The sequence below is a fragment of the Comamonas suwonensis genome (assembly GCF_012844455.2).
In the GTDB taxonomy this organism is placed as follows: Bacteria; Pseudomonadota; Gammaproteobacteria; order Burkholderiales; family Burkholderiaceae_C; genus Comamonas; species Comamonas suwonensis.
Genome location: NZ_JABBCQ020000006.1, coordinates 206430 through 219984 on the forward strand (window position 1 = coordinate 206430; position 13555 = coordinate 219984).

Annotated in this window: 15 protein-coding genes; 2 read left to right on the forward strand and 13 right to left on the reverse strand. The window is 57.8% G+C overall.

The window, feature by feature from the left end:
• Nucleotide 1 precedes the first annotated feature (1 nt).
• The 13 genes from rplW to HF327_RS09180 all read right to left on the reverse strand — a co-directional run bounded on the left by rplW (nt 2) and on the right by HF327_RS09180 (nt 11065).
• Entirely contained in the window at nt 2-316 is a 315-nt protein-coding gene (rplW, locus tag HF327_RS09120; protein WP_169107927.1) for a 50S ribosomal protein L23, read from the reverse strand.
• On the reverse strand, nt 313-936 hold the full coding sequence (gene rplD, locus HF327_RS09125) for a 50S ribosomal protein L4 (RefSeq protein WP_099739879.1): 624 nt from the start codon (nt 934-936) through the stop codon (nt 313-315). The genes rplW and rplD overlap by 4 nt, the downstream gene beginning before the upstream one ends.
• A complete protein-coding gene (rplC, locus tag HF327_RS09130; protein ID WP_169107928.1) occupies nt 936-1610 on the reverse strand; it encodes a 50S ribosomal protein L3 in 675 nt (224 codons plus the stop codon). The genes rplD and rplC overlap by 1 nt, the downstream gene beginning before the upstream one ends.
• A gap of 200 nt (nt 1611-1810) precedes the next feature.
• Nucleotides 1811-2122, reverse strand: coding sequence for a 30S ribosomal protein S10 (gene rpsJ / locus HF327_RS09135; RefSeq protein ID WP_003059431.1), 312 nt, complete (start codon nt 2120-2122; stop codon nt 1811-1813).
• Nucleotides 2123-2146: 24 nt separating this feature from the next.
• Nucleotides 2147-3337 carry an elongation factor Tu gene (gene tuf, locus HF327_RS09140; RefSeq protein WP_169107896.1) on the reverse strand — a complete coding sequence of 397 codons (1191 nt, stop codon included), beginning with the start codon at nt 3335-3337 and terminating at the stop codon, nt 2147-2149.
• 177 nt (nt 3338-3514) lie between these two features.
• Entirely contained in the window at nt 3515-5623 is a 2109-nt protein-coding gene (gene fusA, locus HF327_RS09145) for an elongation factor G (protein ID WP_169107929.1), read from the reverse strand.
• A gap of 147 nt (nt 5624-5770) precedes the next feature.
• On the reverse strand, nt 5771-6244 hold the full coding sequence (rpsG, locus tag HF327_RS09150; protein WP_099739876.1) for a 30S ribosomal protein S7: 474 nt from the start codon (nt 6242-6244) through the stop codon (nt 5771-5773).
• Between the two features lie 167 nt (nt 6245-6411).
• Nucleotides 6412-6789 carry a 30S ribosomal protein S12 gene (gene rpsL, locus HF327_RS09155; RefSeq protein WP_012202325.1) on the reverse strand — a complete coding sequence of 126 codons (378 nt, stop codon included), beginning with the start codon at nt 6787-6789 and terminating at the stop codon, nt 6412-6414.
• Nucleotides 6790-6995: 206 nt separating this feature from the next.
• Nucleotides 6996-8168 carry a D-alanyl-D-alanine carboxypeptidase family protein gene (locus tag HF327_RS09160; RefSeq protein WP_169107930.1) on the reverse strand — a complete coding sequence of 391 codons (1173 nt, stop codon included), beginning with the start codon at nt 8166-8168 and terminating at the stop codon, nt 6996-6998.
• Between the two features lie 139 nt (nt 8169-8307).
• Nucleotides 8308-8946: an alpha/beta hydrolase gene (locus HF327_RS09165; RefSeq protein WP_169107931.1), complete on the reverse strand. Its 639-nt coding sequence runs from the start codon at nt 8944-8946 to the stop codon at nt 8308-8310.
• Between the two features lie 164 nt (nt 8947-9110).
• A complete protein-coding gene (locus HF327_RS09170; RefSeq protein ID WP_169107932.1) occupies nt 9111-9467 on the reverse strand; it encodes a (2Fe-2S) ferredoxin domain-containing protein in 357 nt (118 codons plus the stop codon).
• Nucleotides 9468-9488: 21 nt separating this feature from the next.
• On the reverse strand, nt 9489-10577 hold the full coding sequence (locus HF327_RS09175; protein WP_169107955.1) for a VanZ family protein: 1089 nt from the start codon (nt 10575-10577) through the stop codon (nt 9489-9491).
• Between the two features lie 71 nt (nt 10578-10648).
• A complete protein-coding gene (locus HF327_RS09180) occupies nt 10649-11065 on the reverse strand; it encodes a CopD family protein (RefSeq protein WP_169107933.1) in 417 nt (138 codons plus the stop codon).
• A 131-nt stretch (nt 11066-11196) separates the two neighbouring features.
• Between HF327_RS09180 and hemB the strand changes: the two genes are divergently transcribed.
• Together hemB and HF327_RS09190 are read left to right on the forward strand one after the other, a co-directional pair.
• A complete protein-coding gene (hemB, locus tag HF327_RS09185; RefSeq protein WP_169107934.1) occupies nt 11197-12207 on the forward strand; it encodes a porphobilinogen synthase in 1011 nt (336 codons plus the stop codon).
• Nucleotides 12208-12331: 124 nt separating this feature from the next.
• The gene (locus HF327_RS09190) at nt 12332-13543 is read left to right on the forward strand and encodes a magnesium transporter CorA family protein (protein WP_169107935.1); all 1212 of its coding nucleotides are present in this window, start codon (nt 12332-12334) and stop codon (nt 13541-13543) included.
• Nucleotides 13544-13555: the final 12 nt, after the last annotated feature.

The following is a 13555-nucleotide window of genomic DNA, read 5'->3' on the forward strand; positions in this document are numbered from 1 at the left end:
ATTACGCAGCCTCCCCAGACAGGTTCAGCTCTTGACCGGGCTTGAGCATCACGTAAGCCTTGCGAACATTGTCGCGACGGCCAACGGTCTTGCCAAAGCGCTTGGTCTTGCCCTTGGTGTTCACCACGGAGACGCCAGCCACTTCAACCTTGAACATCAATTCCACAGCGGCCTTGATTTCAAACTTGGTAGCGCTCTGCAGCACCTTGAACGTCACAGCATTGGACTTTTCAGCAACCATGGTGGCCTTTTCGGACACGATGGGAGCGACCAGCACTTGCATCAGACGACCTTCGTCAAACTTGGTAGTGCTCATGCGAACATCTCCTTGAGTTTGTCGATCGCACCCTTGGTGATGAGCACTTTCTTGTAGTGCACCAGCGACACGGGGTCAGCATAGCGCGGCTCAACCACGAACACGTTCTTCAGATTGCGGGATGCCAGGTACAGGTTTTCGTCGATTTCTTCGGCGATCACCATTACCGACGTAGACAGGTTCATAGCCTTGAACTTGTCAGCCAGCACCTTGGTCTTGGGGGTATCCAGCGTCAGGGAATCCACAACTGCCAGACGACCTTCGCGGGCCAACTGAGACAGGATGGAAGCCATACCAGCGCGGTACATCTTCTTGTTGATCTTCTGCGCGAAGTTTTCTTCAGGCAGATTAGGGAAGATGCGGCCGCCGCCACGCCACAGAGGCGAGGAGGACATACCAGCACGTGCACGACCAGTACCCTTTTGCTTAAAAGGCTTGGCAGTGGTGTGACGCACTTGCTCACGGTCCTTCTGAGCGCGAGTGCCTTGACGTGCGTTAGCACGGTAGGCAGTCACCAGCTGGTGGACCAGATCTTCGTTGAATTCACGACCGAACACAGTCTCGGGAGCATCGAACTTCGATGCAGCCTGGCCTTGTTCATTCAGGAGTTCGAGCTGCATTAGTTCGCTCCTTTGGAAGCTTTAGCCTTGATCGCTGGACGCACGGAGACAAAGCCACCCTTAGCGCCGGGAATTGCACCCTTGATCAACAGCAGTTGGCGTGCTTCGTCAATACGAACCACGTCGAGATTTTGAGTAGTGATGGTTTCGTCACCCATGTGACCGGTCATCTTCTTGCCGGGGAACACACGACCTGGGTCTTGTGCCATACCGATAGAACCGGGAACATTGTGCGAACGGCTGTTACCGTGCGATGCGCGCTGCGACGAGAAGTTGTGGCGCTTGATCGTACCGGCGTAACCCTTACCGATGGAAGTGCCTTGCACGTCCACCTTCTGGCCAACGCTGAACAGTTCGGCCACAGGCAGAACGGCACCAGCGGCGTACTTGCCAGCGGTTTCATCAGTTACACGGAATTCGCGGGTCACTTCACCGGCTTCAACGCCCGCCTTAGCGAGGTGGCCAGCAGCTGGCTTGGTCACGCGAGAGGCCTTGCGTGTACCGAACGTGACCTGCAGGGCCACGTAGCCATCGTTCTCTTGGGTTTTGACCTGGGTAACGCGGTTGTTAGAAACGTCCACCACTGTGACAGGCACGGAGTCCCCATCATCAGTAAACAGACGCATCATGCCCACCTTGCGACCCAGCAACCCCAGGGAGTTGCTCAGACTCATTTGTTTGCTCCAAAACTTTTGCCGCTGAAACTGCAATTGGCTCAGCGTTGTACCGTTGCCCATAAGGCTTAGCACACAAAAGAAGGTTAATAAAACTTCGCATCAAAGGCGAAGCCCCAAATTTTAACGCGAACTGCTTTTTCAAGCAAGTTCGCGTTAAACAAAGACCTTAAAAGCCTCTTTCGAGGCTTTCAAAACTCTTATTGCAGCTTGATTTCGACGTCCACACCTGCGGGCAGGTCCAGCTTCATCAAAGCGTCAACAGTCTTGTCAGTAGGATCAACGATATCCATCAGGCGCTGGTGCGTGCGGATTTCAAACTGATCGCGGCTGGTCTTGTTGACGTGAGGCGAACGCAGAATGTCGAAGCGCTTCATGCGTGTTGGCAGGGGCACTGGACCCTTGACAATCGCGCCGGTGCGCTTGGCAGTGTCAACGATTTCGGCTGCGGACTGGTCGATCAACTTGTAATCGAAAGCCTTCAGGCGGATGCGGATTTTTTGCTTGGACATTGATAATTCCTAGTTTGCTAAGAATTAAGCAATGATCTTGGCAACCACACCGGCACCAACAGTACGACCACCTTCGCGGATAGCGAAGCGCAGACCTTCTTCCATGGCGATAGGAGCGATCAGCTTGACAGTGATCGAAACGTTATCACCAGGCATCACCATTTCTTTGCCTTCTGGCAGTTCGATGGAGCCGGTCACGTCAGTTGTACGGAAGTAGAACTGAGGGCGGTAGTTGTTGAAGAAAGGAGTGTGGCGACCGCCTTCGTCCTTGGACAGCACGTACACTTCGGAAGTGAACTGTGTGTGGGGCTTGATGGAGCCGGGCTTGGCCAGAACTTGGCCGCGCTGGACATCTTCACGCTTGGTGCCGCGCAGCAGCAGGCCAACGTTATCGCCAGCTTGACCTTGGTCCAGCAGCTTGCGGAACATTTCCACGCCGGTGCAAATCGTCTTGGCAGTATCTGTGATACCGACGATTTCGATTTCTTCGCCGACCTTGATGATGCCGCGTTCGATACGGCCAGTCACCACAGTGCCGCGACCGGAGATCGAGAACACGTCTTCCACAGGCATCACGAAGGCGCCGTCGATAGCACGCTCGGGAGTGGGGATGTATGTATCCAGGGCTTCGGCCAGACGCAGGATAGCGGGTTCACCCTTGTCGGATTGGTCGCCTTCCAGAGCCAGCTTAGCGGAGCCGCGGATGATAGGAGTGTCATCACCGGGGAAGTCGTACTTGGACAGCAGCTCGCGCACTTCCATTTCGACCAGTTCCAGCAGTTCTTCGTCGTCCACCATGTCGGCCTTGTTCAGGAACACGATGATGTAAGGAACGCCCACTTGACGCGACAGCAGGATGTGCTCGCGAGTCTGGGGCATGGGGCCGTCAGCTGCGGAGCAAACCAGGATAGCGCCGTCCATCTGAGCAGCACCAGTGATCATGTTCTTCACATAGTCAGCGTGACCGGGGCAGTCAACGTGAGCGTAGTGACGAGCAGCAGTTTCGTATTCAACGTGCGAAGTGTTGATCGTGATACCACGAGCCTTTTCTTCGGGAGCGTTGTCGATCTGCGAGTAATCCTTGGCTTCGCCGCCGAAGTGCTTGGACAGCACAGTAGCGATAGCAGCAGTCAGAGTGGTCTTACCGTGGTCAACGTGACCGATGGTGCCCACGTTAACGTGGGGCTTTGTGCGTTCGAATTTTTCTTTTGCCATGATTTCTCCAAAGAGCAAAAACCTGTGTGATGTTTAAGGTCTGCACCCCATTGCTGATTCGCTCTGCACAGGAAACAGAACGGCATGAGATCGCAGACCGGCAAAATCGCGACAGCCCACAAGGAACTGTCGCGATCAGAACCCGAGATTATGACGGATTCGTCAAACCTGCGTCAATTACTTGGCGCGGGCTGCAACGATGGCTTCAGCCACGTTGCGAGGAGCTTCAGCGTAGTGCTTGAATTCCATGGTGTAGCTGGCACGACCTTGGGTCATGGAACGCAGCGATGTGGCGTAGCCGAACATTTCCGACAAAGGCACTTCAGCCTTGATGGCCTTGCCGCCACCAACCATATCGTCCATGCCCTGCACCATACCGCGACGGGAAGACAAGTCACCCATCACAGTACCGGCGTAGTCTTCAGGCGTTTCCACTTCCACAGCCATCATTGGCTCGAGGATGACGGGAGATGCCTTGCGAGCAGCTTCCTTGAAACCGAAGATAGCGGCCATCTTGAACGCCATTTCGTTCGAGTCCACATCGTGGTACGAACCGAAAGTCAGAGTGACCTTCACGTCCACAACGGGGTAACCAGCCAGCACGCCGGAAGTCAGGGCTTCGATCACACCCTTTTCCACCGCAGGGATGTATTCGCGAGGAACCACACCGCCCTTGATGGCGTCCACGAACTCAAAGCCCTTACCGGCTTCTTGAGGTTCGACAGTGAACACCACGTGACCGTACTGACCCTTACCGCCGGACTGACGAACGAACTTGCCGTCCACGTCCACAACCTTTTGGCGAATCGTTTCGCGGTAGGCAACCTGGGGCTTGCCCACGTTGGCTTCCACGTTGAATTCGCGCTTCATGCGGTCAACGATAATTTCCAGGTGCAGCTCGCCCATACCGGCGATGATGGTCTGACCGGATTCTTCGTCAGTACGCACGCGGAAGGAAGGATCTTCAGCAGCCAGGCGCGACAGGGCAATACCCATCTTTTCCTGGTCAGTCTTGGTCTTGGGTTCCACGGCCTGTGCAATCACGGGCTCAGGGAAGACCATGCGTTCCAGCACGATAGGAGCGTCCAGAGCACACAGTGTTTCACCGGTGGTCACGTCCTTCAAGCCCACGCAAGCAGCGATGTCGCCAGCGCGAATTTCTTCAACTTCAACGCGGTCGTTGGCCATCATTTGTACGATACGGCCGATACGCTCTTTCTTACCCTTGACCGAGTTCAGGACGGTTTCGCCCTTGCTCAGCACGCCGGAGTAAACGCGCACGAAAGTCAGCTGGCCCACAAACGGGTCAGTCATCAGCTTGAATGCCAGAGCCGAGAACTTCTCAGCATCGTCAGCCTTGCGCGACAGCTTCTTCTCTTCGTCGTCCGGATCAGTGCCGGTCACGTCGTCGATGTCCACTGGTGCTGGCAGATAGTCGATCACGGCGTCCAGCATGCGCTGAACACCCTTGTTCTTGAAGGCAGTACCGCACAGCATGGGCTGAATTTCAACAGCCAGCGTACGAGCACGGATACCCGCCTTGATTTCTTCTTCAGACAAAGAACCTTCTTCAAGGTACTTGTTCATCAGTTCTTCGTTGGCTTCAGCAGCGGCCTCGACCAAGTTTTCACGCCACTTGTTGGCAGTTTCCACCAAGTCAGCAGGAATCTCTTGGTATTCGAACTTCATGCCCTGAGATGCTTCATCCCAGATGATGGCCTTCATCTTGACCAAGTCCACAACGCCTTCGAACTTGTCTTCAGCGCCGATTGGGATCACCACGGGCACGGGATTCGCATTCAGGCGAGCCTTCATGCCGTCATAGACCTTGAAGAAGTTGGCGCCGGTACGGTCCATCTTGTTCACGAAGGCCAGACGAGGCACTTTGTACTTGTTAGCCTGACGCCACACGGTTTCCGACTGGGGCTGCACGCCACCCACGGCGCAATACACCATGCAAGCACCGTCGAGCACGCGCATGGAACGTTCCACTTCAATCGTGAAGTCCACGTGGCCGGGGGTGTCGATGATGTTGAAGCGGTGCTCGGGGTAGGACAGGTCCATACCCTTCCAGAAGCAGGTCACTGCAGCGGAAGTGATGGTAATACCGCGCTCTTGCTCTTGCTCCATCCAGTCGGTGGTAGCAGCGCCGTCGTGCACTTCGCCCAGCTTGTGGGTCACGCCGGTATAGAACAGGATACGTTCAGTGGTAGTTGTCTTACCTGCGTCGATGTGAGCCGAGATACCGATATTACGGTAGCGCTCAATGGGAGTCTTGCGAGCCATGATGGATCCTTGCTTGATCTTACGAGAGTGCCGCCTTGCCCGGCCTTGTACGCTGGGAGCAGCAGTTCTATATGGGGGCGCTCAGAATCGACACAAGGCCGCAGCAAGTTTTTTGCATGCGGCCCTGTATCTCGAGCGAGATTCCGATTAGAAGCGGAAGTGGCTGAATGCCTTGTTGGCTTCGGCCATGCGGTGAACTTCGTCACGCTTCTTCATGGCACCGCCACGGCCTTCGGTTGCTTCCAGCAACTCGTTAGCCAGACGTTGAGCCATGGACTTCTCGCCACGCTTGCGGGAAGCTTCCTTGATCCAGCGCATGGCCAGAGCCAGACGACGGACAGGACGCACTTCAACGGGCACTTGGTAGTTAGCACCACCAACGCGGCGGGACTTCACTTCGACCATGGGCTTGACGTTGTTGATAGCAACCACGAAGGCTTCCAGAGGATCCTTACCGGGGTGCTTCTTCTCGATCAGGTCCAGAGCGCCATAAATAATGCGCTCAGCAACCGCCTTCTTGCCGCCTTCCATGATCACGTTCATGAATTTGGACAGCTCTACATTGCCGAACTTTGGATCCGGCAGAATTTCACGTTTGGGGACTTCGCGACGACGTGGCATTTTTTACCTCTATCTTTGCTTCAGTTGGCATCTTTTCAGATACCGCGAGAGCTATTCAAAACTCTCACTTACTCGACCCACACAAAAATTTGTGCTTCGGGTCACTACGTTCGATCGCGCCAGTCAGGCGAATCAAACACCGTTTGTTTTCAAAAAACCAGGGCTGATTACTTAGCCTTAGGCTTCTTGGCACCGTACTTGGAGCGGGACTGCTTACGGTCCTTGACGCCTTGCAGGTCAAGAGAACCGCGCACGATGTGGTAACGCACACCAGGCAAGTCCTTCACACGGCCGCCACGCACCAGCACAACGCTGTGCTCTTGCAGGTTGTGGCCTTCACCGCCGATGTACGAAATAACTTCGAAACCGTTGGTCAGACGAACCTTAGCCACCTTACGCAGAGCCGAGTTAGGCTTCTTAGGTGTGGTGGTGTACACGCGAGTGCACACGCCACGGCGCTGGGGGCAGTTTTCCATAGCAGGGCTCTTGGATTTAACAACTTCTACCGTGCGGCCCTGACGCACGAGTTGGTTAATGGTTGGCATTAATAACGTCCCTAAACGTGAATTTGCTTCGTGAAAAGCGAAAACGTGAATCCCTTCGGAAATTCCGAAAAGCCCTCGAATGTACCAGCTTGAGAAAAATCGCACAACTGCTGCGGCGCAATAGCCCCGCAAGCCACCATTTTTTCAAGCGTGTACATCAGGCTCCCGCAGCTGGCAAAGGATTTCCCTTGTGCCAGCGAGGAGTCTTACTTGATCCAGAGGCGAATGGTGTCCCACAGGCGGCCGAAGAAGCCTGCCTGCTCAACCGCCTCAAGAGCGACCAGTGGCACTTCAGCAACAACATCAGCACCCGATTTGACCTTGAGCACGCCCATGACCTGGCCCTTGGCGATTGGGGCAATCAGTGGGTCTTGGCGCACGACTTCGGTGGTTAGCTTGCCGCCGGTACCCGAGGGCACGGTCACCACCACAGCGCCATCGGCCTTGCCGATCTTGACCGCATTGGCGGCCCCCTTCCAGACAGCGGGCGTGGCCACAGGCTGGTCCGCATCAAACAGCTTGACTGCGTCATAGGCGGTGTAACCCCAGTTCAGCAGCTTCTGGCTTTCGTTGGCACGTGCCTTCTCGCTGGCCGTACCCAACACGATGGACAACAGGCGGCGCTGGCCCACATTGGGCAGGTCGCGCTTGGCTGTAGCCACCAGACAGTAGCCGGCGGCGTTGGTGTGACCGGTTTTCAGGCCGTCTACCGTAGGATCGCGGAACAGCAGCGAGTTGCGGTTGTTGCCATTGGAGGCTGGCGTGCCCGGGTAGGCATAGTGCTTGGTGGCGTAGTAATGCATGTACTCGGGAAAGTCATGCATCAGGCGCTGCGCCAGGATGGACAGGTCGCGAGCCGTGGTCAGATGGCCGGGCTCGGTCAGACCTTCGGGATTCTTGTAGCTGGTATTTTTCATGCCCAGGGCTTTGGCCTGGTCATTCATCATCTTGACGAAGTTTTCCGCCGTGCCGCCCACGGCTTCTGCCAGGGCCATGGTGGCGTCATTACCCGACTGGATGATCATGCCGCTGACCAGATCGTTCACCGGCACCTGCATCTTGGGGTCGATGAACATGCGCGAGCCGGGCATCTTCCAGGCGCGCTCGCTCACGGGCATGCGCTGCTCCAGCGTGATCTTCTTGGCACGCAGGGCGTCAAACACCACGTAGGCAGACATCAGCTTGGTCAGAGATGCCTGCTCCACGGGAGCATCGACATCCTTGGCACCCAGCACCTGACCGGCGGTGACATCCACCAATAGGTAATTGCGGGCAGCAATTTCGGGAGGAACGGGGGCCGCCACCTGAGCCATGGCAAAAACAGGCGCGACTGCGGCAGCAACAGCCAGAACACGCAGCGTGGAATAAATGGGCTTCATGAAGAAAACTCTCGCTAAAGCAAAGGTAGGCGACGGTGATTCACCATCAAAAACAGCCAAAGCCAAGGATATACCTTGGCTTGGTGCTATGAAAAGGGATTGACCAAGACCAATGCGTCAGGGTTCAAAAAGGGAGTGCTTACTGCGACTTCAGATGGCGCACGACCAAGCTCTTGAGCAGAGGCAATTGTCCGTGAAAGAAGTGCCCCACCTGCGGAATCACGGTAACAGGCAGTATCTGCGGGCGTGCCCAGTCCATGACGGAAGACAGCTCGACAGTGTCATCGGCCTCGCCGTGAATGACCAGGGTGCTGTCATGCGCTGCAGCGGGCACGGGCGCGACCTCAAAGCGACTGGCAGCGGTGCCGACGAGCACGGCCTTGGCCACTCGGCCTTCATCCCACAATGCAGCCAGCGCATGGCTGGTGACAAAAGCGCCAAAGGAGAAGCCAGCCAATGCAATTGGCCCCTCGGGCGCAACCTGACGTATCACCGCCAACAAGTCCTGCAGCTCACCCTTGCCCGCGTCATATTCACCCGCACTGGCACCCACGCCACGAAAGTTGAAACGCACCGCCGTATAGCCGCACTGCACAAAGGCACGCGCCAGCGTCTGCACCACCTTATTGTCCATGGTGCCAGCAAACAGCGGATGCGGATGGGCAATGATGGCCACACCCTTGGGGCTTTGCCCGTCAACCAGTTGCGCGGGGTCACGCAGGGCTTCAATCACGCCGGCACCGCCGGTCAGCGTCAGTCGTTCAGTCTGAGAATTCACGATTGCTATCCTAGTTGTAGCTATCAGCGCTTACTGCGATTAGGCTGACTATCAAAAATACTTAAACAGGCTCACCCTAAGCTAGAGACACAGAGGAAGCGCGCCGCGCACCGAGGGCGTCGCCCCCTCAGGGGGAAGCCGCAAAGCGGCTCATGGGGTGCCAGTCACCGGCCGACGTTATCGGGCAGCACCAGTCGCTCAACCACCTTGCCGTTCTTGAGGTGAGATTCAACGATTTCGTCGATATCGCTGTCATCGATAAAGGTGTACCAGACCGCTTCCGGATAGACCACGGCCACGGGACCACCAGCGCAGCGGTCAAGGCAGCCCGCCTTGTTCACGCGCACCTGACCCTTGCCAGCCAGACCCTCTTCCTTCACGCGGCGCTTGCAATGGTCAAAGCCTGCTTTGGCCCCATGCAGGGCGCAGCAGTCCTCACCATTGGGGCGCTCATTCAGGCAAAAGAAAATATGGCGCTGGTAGTAGCCATCGGCATTGGCTTGGTTCTGGGTGTCACTCATAGTGCGGTCATTCTAGGCAGGCTATTGCCGCCTGGAAACGCGAACCACTACATACGCCAGCGTCACGTAAGGCCAGAGCCAGCCTAGCCACTGGCCCAGCCCGTAAAAGCGGATGAAACGCCCCTGCTCCCAGGCCTGCAGCGTCTGGGCAAAGTACACATTGGTGGGTGCCTGATTGAGGATGCTCAGGTGCAGCACCAGTACCAGCAGCAAAAGCACGGCGCAGATGCGGCGCGAGGCAGGCAGCGCAATCACGGCCAAGCCCAGGCCGCCCCAGATACCAAGACGCACCGGCAAATCCACCCATTCCCAGGCGTGAGCAGGACCCCAGCTCAAAGCGGCTGACAATGCCGTCACGCCCACACCCGCAGCCACCAACAGTCCCCCCGCCAAGACACGGCGCCCCATGTGACGCACGGCGCAATAGGCCAGCAGACAAGGCACCCACAATCCCAGCGTGACGCAGAACATCTCCGTCACCATGGAAAGCGGCGTCATCGCAAAGTCGCCCAGCGGCAGCCAGTCCTCAAACGGGGTATTGAGCAGCCAGTCCTGCAAGGTCTCATCCAGCCGCTCCAGCACCTGCCCCAGACCGAAGGGCACGGCCGCCGGGAACAGCAGCGCAAACGGCCACAGCGCCAGCAGCACCAGCACGCCCGCCCCGCCCTCGCCCAGCCACTGACTGCGAAAAGCGCTCCAGCGCGAGACTGCACCCAGCTTTTCCAGCAATGCGGCCAGCAGCGCGCCAATCAGCGTGCCACCGGAGTTGAGCACCCAATCAAGGTTAGACGGTACGCGGCGCGGCAGGTAAATCTGCAAAAACTCCATGCACAGCGACAGCAGCGTTCCTGCCAGAAAGGCCAGTGGCACGGCCAGCCGTGGCTTGCCCGAGCGCATCAGCGCCAGCGCCAGAAAAAAGCCCAGCGGCGCATAGCCAACGATATTGGTGTTGACGTCGAACCAGGTCCAGTAAGGCGGCGGGATTTTTGCGAACAGAAAGACGCGCGGATCAATCCCCTGAGCGCGCCAGCCATCAAACGGAAACAGGCTAGCAAACACAATGAGCACGGAATACACCAGCGCCAGCGGCCAGGCCGAGGTGTGGCGCATGGAGATCACCGGCAGCCCGGCAGCCTGAGTTACCGAAGGTTCAGACACAACAGCCCTTGTTCCGGTCAAGACTAGAAAGGCTTGAGCACCACCAGAATCACGGCGGCGATCAAGAGCACTACAGGCACTTCGTTGTAATAGCGAAACCAGCGGTGGCTTTTATGACAGGTGTTGTCCCCCAGCTTGCGCAGCAGCACGGCACAGCTGTGGTGGTAGCCAATGACCAGCAGCACCACGGCCAGCTTGGCATGCAGCCAGCCGCCCTTGAAGCCCCAGCCCAGCCACAGCCACAGGCCCAGCCCCAGCGCTGGCACGGCCAGCAGGGTGGTAAAGCGCAGCAGCTTGCGCGCCATCAGCAGCAGACGCTCACGCTCAGCCACCGAGCCCGGCGTGACCATGGCCAAGTTGACGAAGATGCGCGGCAAATAGAACAAACCAGCAAACCAGCTGGCCACGAAAACGATATGAAAAGCTTTGACCCATAGCATGGAGCCAGTGTAAGGGCCGCTGCCGTGCATCGCCCGCCGCAAGCGCTGTCTTTACCTGCAATGCGACTGCCGTCATGGATTAGTCACGAACCTGCCAGCCAAGGCATGGCGAATGGGGCACAATTTTCCCCATGCATTTGTCCAGCCCTACTCCATTCCCCCAGAATCGCCCCCGCCGTCTGCGCCGCGATGCTTTCACCCGCAATCTGGTTCGTGAGAACGTGCTGACGTCCCACGACTTCATCTACCCCGTGTTTGTGCACGAAGGCAGCCACAAGCGCGAGGCCGTGCCCTCCATGCCCGGCGTTGACCGTCTGAGCCTGGACCTGCTACTGCCCGTGGCCGAGGAATGCGTGAAGCTGGAGATTCCTTATCTGGCCCTGTTCCCCGCCATTGACGCCAGCCTGAAGACCCCCGACGGCAAGGAAGCGCTGAACCCCGATGGATTGATTCCCCGCGTCATCCGGGCACTGAAACAAGAATTCCCCCAGCTGGGCGTGATGACCGACGTGGCGCTGGACCCCTACACCAGCCACGGCCAGGACGGCATCCTGGACGAAAGCGGCTACATCATCAACGACGACACCGTAGAAGTGCTGGTCGGCCAGGCTCTGGCCCATGCCGAAGCCGGTGTCGACATGGTCGCCCCCAGCGACATGATGGACGGCCGCATTGGCGCTATCCGTGAAGCGCTGGAGCTGCAAGGCCACATTCACACCCGCATCATGGCCTACAGCGCCAAGTACGCCAGCGCCTTCTACGGCCCCTTCCGCGACGCCGTGGGCACCCGTGGTGCCCTGGGCAAGGCCGACAAAAACGTCTACCAGATGGATCCGGCCAACACCAACGAAGCCCTGCGCGAAGTGGCGCTGGACATCGCCGAAGGCGCAGACATGGTCATGGTCAAACCCGGCATGCCCTATCTGGACGTGGTGCGCCGCGTCAAGGACGAATTCAAGGTGCCCACCTTTGCCTACCAGGTCAGCGGCGAGTACGCCATGATCAAGGCCGCCGCCGCCAATGGCTGGCTGGACCATGACCAAGTGATGATGGAAGCCCTGCTGGCCTTCAAGCGCGCGGGTGCCGATGGCATCCTGACTTACTTCGCCATTGACGCCGCCAAGAAGCTGCGTGGTCTATGAATTTGATAGCTGCAAGCGCTTTACTGACTTGCACTTGAGACCAATTAAGGCATGATCCAACGGCTCAGAAGCTGCTTCTGGGCCGTTCTTGTATCCGCTTCCGCTACCCAAGGTGTTGTTGCCCATGCGCGTGCTGCATATCTCCCCGCTTTATGCCCAGCCTGTTGAAGGCCTGCCCACGCAGCCCGCCACCACCGGGTTTTACTGGGTTTCCTGCGCACGCTCCGAACTGGAATCGCAACTGCCCGCCATACAGGCCATGCTGACGAAGCTGGGCGGCTCACCGCTGGTCGATCTGCATGTCTCCGACCTGCTCAACCCGGCCATCCCTTCCAACTACGACTACACCTCGGTGTATGACGTGCTGGTATTTCGCCGCCTCGCCAATGCCCACCTGCCACCGCTGAACGGGCCACATGCCACAGACCCCGCAGCCAGCACCGCACCGGCGCTCACCCCACCCGCCATGGCTGCAGCCCCCCATTCACCTGCGGTGAATGCACCGCCTCCATCGCATCACTCAGCCCATGCGGTGCCAAAAGACCGCGAAGCGCCTGTGCTGCAGCGCGTAGAAACCCAGCCTGTGGGCTTTGCCCTGTATGACCAGATCCTGCTGTCTGTACACCCCGACAACTGCTTTGTGCTGGAGAATTTCTGGCAGCGCCTGATGGCCGGCCCAACCAAGAACGACAGCCGCCCCGTCACCGCAAAAATGCCCGTAGAGCCCGCCGATCTGATGCTGCGCATGGTCAACGGCATGGTGGACGGCTATCTGGACCTGCGCCGCACGCTGACGCGGCAGATTGATCACTGGCAGATCGCGCTGCTCAAGCCCCATAAGCGCTTCAGCAACTGGGCCAGCGTACTGGATGTGCGCCTGGCACTACACCAGCTCGATGAAATCTGTGAAGACCAGCGCGCCGCCATGCAGGACTGGACAGAGGCGCTGGAAGGCTGGCCGCCCGAGCACACAGCGGCACGCCAGCATGAGCGCGAGCTGCTGCGCGTGCGCTCACGCGATGTGCTGGAGCACATAGAGCGCGTGACCCACCATATTCACCGCATGGAGCAAAGCGCCGAGACGGCGGTGCAAATGCATTTCTCGGCCCAGAGCAACCGCGCCAACGACATCATGCGCACCCTGACCACGGTCACTGCCATCTTTCTGCCGCTCAATCTGATTGCCGGTATCTTTGGCATGAACTTCGAGTTCATCCCCTTTGTCCACAAGAAAGATGGATTCATCTGGGCTTTGCTGGCCATGGTCATCATCACCGTGGTGCTGGTGGCGTACTTCTGGCGCAGACGCTATCTTGAGAGCGAAGAGAAGGAATAAAAACACTCCTGA

What these genes read in the sequence shown, in the direction of transcription:
- HF327_RS09190 (WP_169107935.1), top strand. Translation starts at nt 12,332, where the DNA reads ATGCGCGTGCTGCATATCTCCCCGCTTTATGCCCAGCCTGTTGAAGGC.
- HF327_RS09160 (WP_169107930.1), bottom strand. Translation starts at nt 8,168, where the DNA reads ATGAAGCCCATTTATTCCACGCTGCGTGTTCTGGCTGTTGCTGCCGCA.
- tuf (WP_169107896.1), bottom strand. Translation starts at nt 3,337, where the DNA reads ATGGCAAAAGAAAAATTCGAACGCACAAAGCCCCACGTTAACGTGGGC.
- rplC (WP_169107928.1), bottom strand. Translation starts at nt 1,610, where the DNA reads ATGAGTCTGAGCAACTCCCTGGGGTTGCTGGGTCGCAAGGTGGGCATG.
- rpsJ (WP_003059431.1), bottom strand. Translation starts at nt 2,122, where the DNA reads ATGTCCAAGCAAAAAATCCGCATCCGCCTGAAGGCTTTCGATTACAAG.
- rpsL (WP_012202325.1), bottom strand. Translation starts at nt 6,789, where the DNA reads ATGCCAACCATTAACCAACTCGTGCGTCAGGGCCGCACGGTAGAAGTT.
- rpsG (WP_099739876.1), bottom strand. Translation starts at nt 6,244, where the DNA reads ATGCCACGTCGTCGCGAAGTCCCCAAACGTGAAATTCTGCCGGATCCA.
- HF327_RS09170 (WP_169107932.1), bottom strand. Translation starts at nt 9,467, where the DNA reads ATGAGTGACACCCAGAACCAAGCCAATGCCGATGGCTACTACCAGCGC.
- hemB (WP_169107934.1), top strand. Translation starts at nt 11,197, where the DNA reads ATGCATTTGTCCAGCCCTACTCCATTCCCCCAGAATCGCCCCCGCCGT.
- rplW (WP_169107927.1), bottom strand. Translation starts at nt 316, where the DNA reads ATGAGCACTACCAAGTTTGACGAAGGTCGTCTGATGCAAGTGCTGGTC.
- rplD (WP_099739879.1), bottom strand. Translation starts at nt 936, where the DNA reads ATGCAGCTCGAACTCCTGAATGAACAAGGCCAGGCTGCATCGAAGTTC.
- fusA (WP_169107929.1), bottom strand. Translation starts at nt 5,623, where the DNA reads ATGGCTCGCAAGACTCCCATTGAGCGCTACCGTAATATCGGTATCTCG.
- HF327_RS09175 (WP_169107955.1), bottom strand. Translation starts at nt 10,577, where the DNA reads ATGCGCCACACCTCGGCCTGGCCGCTGGCGCTGGTGTATTCCGTGCTC.
- HF327_RS09180 (WP_169107933.1), bottom strand. Translation starts at nt 11,065, where the DNA reads ATGCTATGGGTCAAAGCTTTTCATATCGTTTTCGTGGCCAGCTGGTTT.